Annotated in this window: 6 protein-coding genes; 4 read left to right on the forward strand and 2 right to left on the reverse strand. The window is 72.2% G+C overall.

Annotated elements, in window-relative coordinates; translation table 11 throughout:
- Positions 1 to 12 precede the first annotated feature (12 nt).
- Complete coding sequence (locus ACH47Z_RS24410) at positions 13 to 558, forward strand: protease inhibitor I42 family protein (protein ID WP_399077012.1); 546 nt, start codon at positions 13 to 15, stop codon at positions 556 to 558.
- A gap of 4 nt (positions 559 to 562) precedes the next feature.
- Positions 563 to 976: a hypothetical protein gene (locus tag ACH47Z_RS24415; protein WP_399077014.1), complete on the forward strand. Its 414-nt coding sequence runs from the start codon at positions 563 to 565 to the stop codon at positions 974 to 976.
- Here ACH47Z_RS24415 and ACH47Z_RS24420 read toward each other — a convergent pair.
- Positions 945 to 2,489: a CehA/McbA family metallohydrolase gene (locus ACH47Z_RS24420; RefSeq protein WP_399077016.1), complete on the reverse strand. Its 1,545-nt coding sequence runs from the start codon at positions 2,487 to 2,489 to the stop codon at positions 945 to 947. The two genes, ACH47Z_RS24415 and ACH47Z_RS24420, sit on opposite strands and share 32 nt — an antisense overlap.
- A gap of 133 nt (positions 2,490 to 2,622) precedes the next feature.
- Between ACH47Z_RS24420 and ACH47Z_RS24425 the strand changes: the two genes are divergently transcribed.
- Together ACH47Z_RS24425 and ACH47Z_RS24430 are read left to right on the forward strand one after the other, a co-directional pair.
- Entirely contained in the window at positions 2,623 to 3,468 is an 846-nt protein-coding gene (locus ACH47Z_RS24425; RefSeq protein WP_399077018.1) for an LLM class F420-dependent oxidoreductase, read from the forward strand.
- A 49-nt stretch (positions 3,469 to 3,517) separates the two neighbouring features.
- Positions 3,518 to 6,103 (forward strand): bifunctional FO biosynthesis protein CofGH, encoded by a 2,586-nt coding sequence (locus tag ACH47Z_RS24430; protein WP_399077020.1) that lies wholly within the window; start codon positions 3,518 to 3,520, stop codon positions 6,101 to 6,103.
- Positions 6,104 to 6,121: 18 nt separating this feature from the next.
- On the opposite strand, the gene ACH47Z_RS24435 is transcribed toward ACH47Z_RS24430, so the two are convergent.
- Positions 6,122 to 6,643: RNA-guided endonuclease InsQ/TnpB family protein (locus ACH47Z_RS24435; protein ID WP_399077022.1), on the reverse strand; the 522-nt coding region annotated here is incomplete at its 5' end.

The raw sequence follows: 6,643 nt of genomic DNA on the forward strand, positions 1-6,643 counted from the left end.
CGGAAACCAGCGATGACTTCACGTACCCCTCTCCTCGGCCCGGCCGCCCTCCTCTGCCTGCTCGCCCTCACCGGCTGCGGCAAGAGCGGGGGGACCGCCCCCACGGGCACGCCCACCGTGCCGACCACGCCCGGCGCGACGGCGACGCCCAGACCGTCGGCGTCTCCCGCCACCCCCGCCTACGGCACCGAGCACCGGACCATCACCGTCGCGCCGGGCCAGCGGTTCTCGCTCACCGTGCCGGCGGCCCCGACCCTGGGCCAGAACTGGTACCTCGCCAAGCCCGGCCCGGACGCCACCGTGCTCACGTACCGGGGCAGACGGGCGGACTACGGCAACGCCGGCAAGGACGTCGAGGGCAGCACCGACGGCACCCAGTCCTTCGACTTCACCGCCCTCGCCAAGGGCACGGCGACGGTACGGCTGCTGTACTGCCCCATGGACACATGCACCGGCACGCCCTCCGCGTCCCCGGCGTCCCCGTCGCCGTACCCCACCCTGACCGCCCGCCCACGCGCCCAGGCCGGCTACTACCTCTTCACGATCACCGTCCGCTGAATCAGTGACCGGAACCGAGGCCCTCATGCCCCCAGCCCCCGACCACGACAGCCGCACCGACGACGAGGTCCTGGCCGCCACCGACATCGGCATGCTGCTGCGCTACGGCCTGACCCAGGACACCTTCCACACGGCCCTGTTCGGGGACGGCGCCGTGGCGGCCGCCGTCACCCTCGACCGGCTCGGCGTACTGCCGCGCTCGGTGACGTTCCTCGCCGAGATCGTCCGGTCCGGCGGCCTGGCCTACGCGGCCGCGCTGCCCGAGCCGCTGCCGTCCCCGGAACCGGCCGAGCTGCTGCGGGACTGGCTGACCGGCGCCGCGCAGACCGCGGCCACCCCCGAGGCCGAGATCCGGGCCGCCCGCTGGTTGGACGCGGTCGCCGAGATCATCGCCCTGCGGCGGGCCGTCCGTCGCTGACCGGCCCGAGGAAGACCGGGTTCGTGAACGCCGCCAGCGCCCCCGGCACCGGACCGGCCGCCGTCTCGTGCCGTACCTCGGCCCGTACGTACGCCGCGTAGGAGGGCGTCGTCCGCCACTCGACCGTGCCCGTGCCCGACACCGGCAGCGGATCGCTGGTGTACAGCACGCCCTGGTCGGTGACGAAGCGGACGGTGCAGCGCGGGGCGCCCGAGACCTCCAGGCGTACGGTCACCGGGGTGTCGGCGGGCACCTCCAGCCGTTCCCCGATGCCCGCCCGCTGCCCGCGTCCGCCCGTCACCGTGAAGCCGAGGGTGAGGTTCTTGGACTCGGCCACGTACGAGCGGCCCGCGCGGATGCCCTCCTGGATCGCCTCGCGGGTCAGGTCGTCGGCGAGGACGACCGTCTGGGGACTGCCGACCGTGTCCGGGTCGCGGTGGGCGTCGCTGTTGCCCATCGCCGGAAGCCAGGCCCGCCCCTGCCGCACGGAGGCGACCAGCTGGTTGTCCCAGTCGGCCAGCGTCACCTCGTCGTCCGGGGTGTACGGGCCGTTCCACACCTCCACGGCGTCCGCCTCGCCGAAGCCGAACTTCCAGCCGCAGCCGACGCAGGTGGCGTGCGGATGGGCGGGGACGACCAGGCCGCCGGCGCGGCGGATCTCCCGGGCGAAGCGGGCCCAGCGGTTGTCCCGGGCCCGGTACCGCCAGTCCACGAACGTGCCGGGCTCCGTGCCGAGCGCCACCACATGGCCGTTGCGGGTCGTGATCTCCTCGCCGAGCATGATCAGCAGGTCGTCGCCCGCCTGGTCCGCCCAGTGGGGGTGCGCGGAGTGGGTGTTGTGGTCCGAGGAGTTGATGAAGTCCAGGCCCGCCGCCCGCGCGAGGGCCGCGATCTCGGCCGGGGTGCGGCGGCCGTCGGAGTACCAGGAGTGCAGATGGCAGTCGCCCCGGTACCAGTCCCGGCCCCGGCCCCTCGCCCGGGAGGGCGGATACACCGGCCGGGGGGTCTCGCCCGCCGCGCCGTAGGTCAGTGTGATCGTCAGCTCGTACGTCAGGCCCTGCGGCGCCACCGTGTAGGGGCCCAGCGCGACGTACCAGGTACCTTCCCGCACCGGGCCGGGGATGTACCCGGGGGTCGCGTCGTCGGCCCGGACGAAGAACTCCGTACGCGCCCCGCCCGACCAGCCCCTGAAGCCCCGGCCGCCCAGCTCGGTGCCGTGCTGGTCGAAGAGGCCGATGTCGAGCGCGTTGCCCGTGGTGCCGGCCGGGACCGAGGGCTTGTCGTACGTGTAGGAGACCCTGATCTCCCCGACGCCGGCGGGGACTTCGACCGGTACGTACACGAAGTCGGGGGAGCCGGGCGGCAGGGTGCCGCCCACCGTCCGGGTCTCCGTGTCCTGACCGTCCGCCGCTGCGAAGCTCACGCTTCCCAACGTAAGGGCAGCGGCGGCGCCCGTCACGAACAGCGCGCGTCTGCCGATGCCGTGAGTGTGCTCGTGCGTGTCGTCACACATGGTGGTCACTCTCCCGTCCAGGTGTGAACTCCCGTGAAAGAGGAGGAGATTGGCAAGCGGGAGTTGATGGACGGAAGGCTAATGCCGACTGGTCGGTATGGACAGGCGAGTCTCGGCCCGGTACAGATGGGCCATGCGTATCGCCGTCACCATCTTCCTCACCGACGAGACCATCGCGCCGGTCCGGCTCGCCCGCGAACTCGAGCAGCGCGGCTACGCCGGCCTCTACCTGCCCGAGCACACCCACATCCCCGTCGAGCGGACCACGCCGTACCCGGCCGGGGGCGACCTCCCGCGCGAGTACGGCCGCACCCTCGACCCCTTCGTCGCCCTGGGCCAGGCCGCAGCCGTCACCGAGCGGCTCGGCCTCGGCACCGGCATCACCCTGGTGGCCCAGCACGACCCGATCGCCCTCGCCAAGCAGGTCGCCACCCTGGATCACGTCTCCGGCGGTCGCTTCACCCTCGGCCTCGGCTACGGCTGGAACGTCGAGGAGGCCGCCGACCACGGCGTGCAGTGGCGTACCCGCCGGGAGCTGGTCCGGGACCGGATGCGGCTGATGCAGGCGCTGTGGGCGGCGGAACCGACGCCGTACGACGGCGAGTTCGGGAGCGTCCGGGCCAGCGACGCGTACCCCAAGCCGGTGCAGAGGCCGCGCGGCCCGGTCACCGGCCCGCGCACGCTCGTCGGCGGGACGGCCGGGCCGAAGCTGTTCGCCCACATCGCCGAGTACGCCGACGGCTGGCTGCCGATCGGCGGACGGGGCCTCACCGAGTCGCTGCCGGCGCTGCGCACGGCCTGGGCGGACGCGGGCCGCGACCCCGCCACCCTCCAGGTCGTCCCGTACGCCGTGCTGCCGACCCCCGGCAAGCTCGCCCACTACGCGGAACTGGGCATCGAGGAGGCCGTACTCCAGTTGCCGTCGGCGGGGGAGGCGGAGGTGCTGAAGGCGCTGGACGGGTACGGGAGCTTCCTGTAGGGCCGGATGGCGCCGTTGGCACTGATCACCCCGAACGTATGGTTGAGGGATGACGACTTCCGCGACCTCCGGAACCGGCCCCACCGAGAACTCCATGCGTCGCGCCCTCAAACGCGCCCGGGACGGCGTCGCCCTCGACGTAGCCGAGGCGGCGGTACTGCTCCAGGCCCGCGGCGAGGCCCTCACCGACCTCGCCGCGTCGGCCGCCCGGGTGCGCGACGCGGGCCTCGAACAGGCGGGCCGGCCCGGCGTCATCACGTACTCGAAGAGCGTCTTCATCCCCCTCACCCGGCTGTGCCGGGACAAGTGCCACTACTGCACCTTCGTCACCGTCCCCGGCAAGCTGCGCCGCGCCGGGCACGGGATGTTCATGTCCCCGGACGAGGTGCTGGACATCGCCCGCAAGGGCGCCTCCCTCGGCTGCAAGGAAGCCCTCATCACCCTCGGCGACAAGCCCGAGGACCGCTGGCCGGAGGCGCGCGAGTGGCTCGACGCGCACGGCTACGACGACACCATCGCCTACGTCCGCGCCATCTCCATCCGCATCCTGGAGGAGACCGGCCTGCTGCCCCACCTCAACCCGGGCGTCATGACCTGGACGGACTTCCAGCGCCTGAAGCCGGTCGCCGCGTCGATGGGCATGATGCTGGAGACGACCGCCGAACGGCTCTGGTCCGAGCCCGGCGGGCCGCACTACGGTTCCCCGGACAAGGAACCGGCCGTGCGGCTGCGGGTGTTGGAGGACGCGGGCCGCTCCTCCGTCCCCTTCACCTCCGGCCTCCTCATCGGCATCGGCGAGACGTACGAGGAGCGCGCCGAGTCCCTCTTCGCCCTGCGGAAGGTGTCGCGGGCCTACCACGGCATCCAGGAACTGATCATCCAGAACTTCCGCGCCAAGCCGGACACGGCGATGCGCGGCATGCCGGACGCCGAACTGGACGACCTGGTCGCCACGGTGGCCGTGGCCCGGCACCTCATGGGCCCGTCGGCCTGCCTCCAGGCCCCGCCGAACCTGGTGGACAGTGAATACGAGCGGCTGATCGGCGCCGGTATCGACGACTGGGGCGGGGTCTCGCCCCTGACGATCGACCACGTCAACCCGGAGCGCCCGTGGCCGCAGATCGAGGAACTTGCGGCGAAGTCGGCCGCCGCCGGCTTCGAGCTGCGCGAACGCCTCTGCGTCTACCCGGAGTTCGTGCACCGCGGCGAGCCCTGGCTGGACCCGCGGCTGCGCCCGCACGTGAACGCGCTCGCCGACCCGGAGACGGGGCTCGCACGCGAGGACGCCGTGGTCGAGGGCCGGCCCTGGCAGGAACCGGAGGAGGCCTTCGTCCCGACCGGCCGCACGGACCTGCACCGCACGATCGACACCGAGGGCCGCACCGCCGACCGCCGCGAGGACTTCGACGAGGTCTACGGCGACTGGGAGGCACTGAAGGAGGCGGCGGCCCCCGGGATGGCGCCGGAGCGCATCGACACGGACGTACGCCAGGCGCTGCGCACGGCGGCGGACGACCCCACGAAGCTCACCGACTCCGAGGCCCTGGCCCTGCTGCACGCGGACGGCCCGGCGCTGGACGCGCTCACCCGGATCGCGGACGACGTGCGGAAGGCGGCGGTCGGCGACGACGTGACGTACATCGTCACCCGGAACATCAACTTCACCAACGTCTGCTACACCGGCTGCCGCTTCTGCGCCTTCGCCCAGCGCCGGACGGACGCCGACGCGTACACCCTCTCCCTGGAGCAGGTGGCGGACCGCGCCCAGCAGGCCTGGGACGTGGGCGCGGTCGAGGTGTGCATGCAGGGCGGCATCCACCCCGACCTGCCCGGGACGGCGTACTTCGACATCGCACGGGCCGTGAAGACCCGTGTCCCCGGGATGCACGTGCACGCCTTCTCCCCGATGGAGGTCGTGAACGGCGCCACCCGCACCGGCCTGTCGATCCGGGAGTGGCTGAGTGCGGCGAAGGAAGCGGGTCTGGACACGATTCCCGGAACCGCCGCCGAGATCCTGGACGACGAGGTCCGCTGGGTGCTGACCAAGGGCAAGCTGCCGACCGCCACCTGGATCGAGGTCGTCACGACGGCCCACGAGCTGGGCATCCGCTCGTCCTCGACGATGATGTACGGCCATGTCGACCAGCCCCGCCACTGGCTCGGCCATCTGCGCACGCTGGCCCGGATCCAGCGGGAGACGGGCGGCTTCACGGAGTTCGTCACGCTCCCCTTCATCCACACGAACGCGCCGGTGTACCTGGCGGGCATCTCCCGCCCGGGCCCGACGACGCGGGACAACCGCGCGGTGACGTCAATGGCGCGCCTCCTCCTCCACCCCTGGATCCCGAACATCCAGACAAGCTGGGTGAAGCTGGGCGCGGAGGGGGCGGCGGAGATGCTCCGCTCCGGTGCGAACGACCTCGGTGGCACGCTGATGGAGGAGACGATCTCCCGGATGGCGGGCTCGTCGTACGGCTCGTACAAGTCGATCCGCGACCTGGTGGCCGTCGCCGAGGCCGCCGGCCGCCCGGCGCGGCCGCGCACCACGATCTACGGCGAGGTGCCGCAGGAACGGCAGCGCGCGGCGCAGGCCTCCGACGGCCACCTGCCCGACCTGCTGCCGGTCCTGGATTGAGTTGACGTGCTCCCTGGCCTAAAGTCCAGGGATTCCGGCCTGGGTCGTCTGACCCTTCCTGGGGCTTCCTGCTTCAACGCGCTGTGCGGGCACGTGTGCCCGTCTTACCGGCACTCCACAGGCGTTTGGCGTCTCCACCCGTCCGGTGGCGACGATACGGCGTCCTTCGAAGAGGACGTTGCGTGCTGCGTTGTGGTCGCGGTCGTGCACGGTGCCGCATGCGCCGCACGTCCACTGGCGGACGTGCAGGGGCTTGGGACCGTCCCGGAATCCGCAGGCCGAGCAGACCTGAGAGGACGGGAAAGCACGGTTCACCTTGGTGAAGGTGCGGCCGTGCTTGACCGCCTTGTACTCCAGCATGCCGACGAACGCGGACCATCCCGCGTCGTGCACGGACTTGGCGAGCCGGGTGCGCCCGAGGCCGGACACCGCGAGGTCTTCGACATACACCGCTTGGTTGTCGCGGATGATCTGTGTGGATGCCTTGTGGTGGAAGTCCCGGCGCCGGTCCGCCACGCGGGCGTGCTGGCGTGCGACCTT

Origin of the sequence: Streptomyces sp. NPDC020192 (genome assembly GCF_044388685.1) — a bacterium.
Classification (GTDB): Bacteria; Actinomycetota; Actinomycetes; order Streptomycetales; family Streptomycetaceae; genus Streptomyces.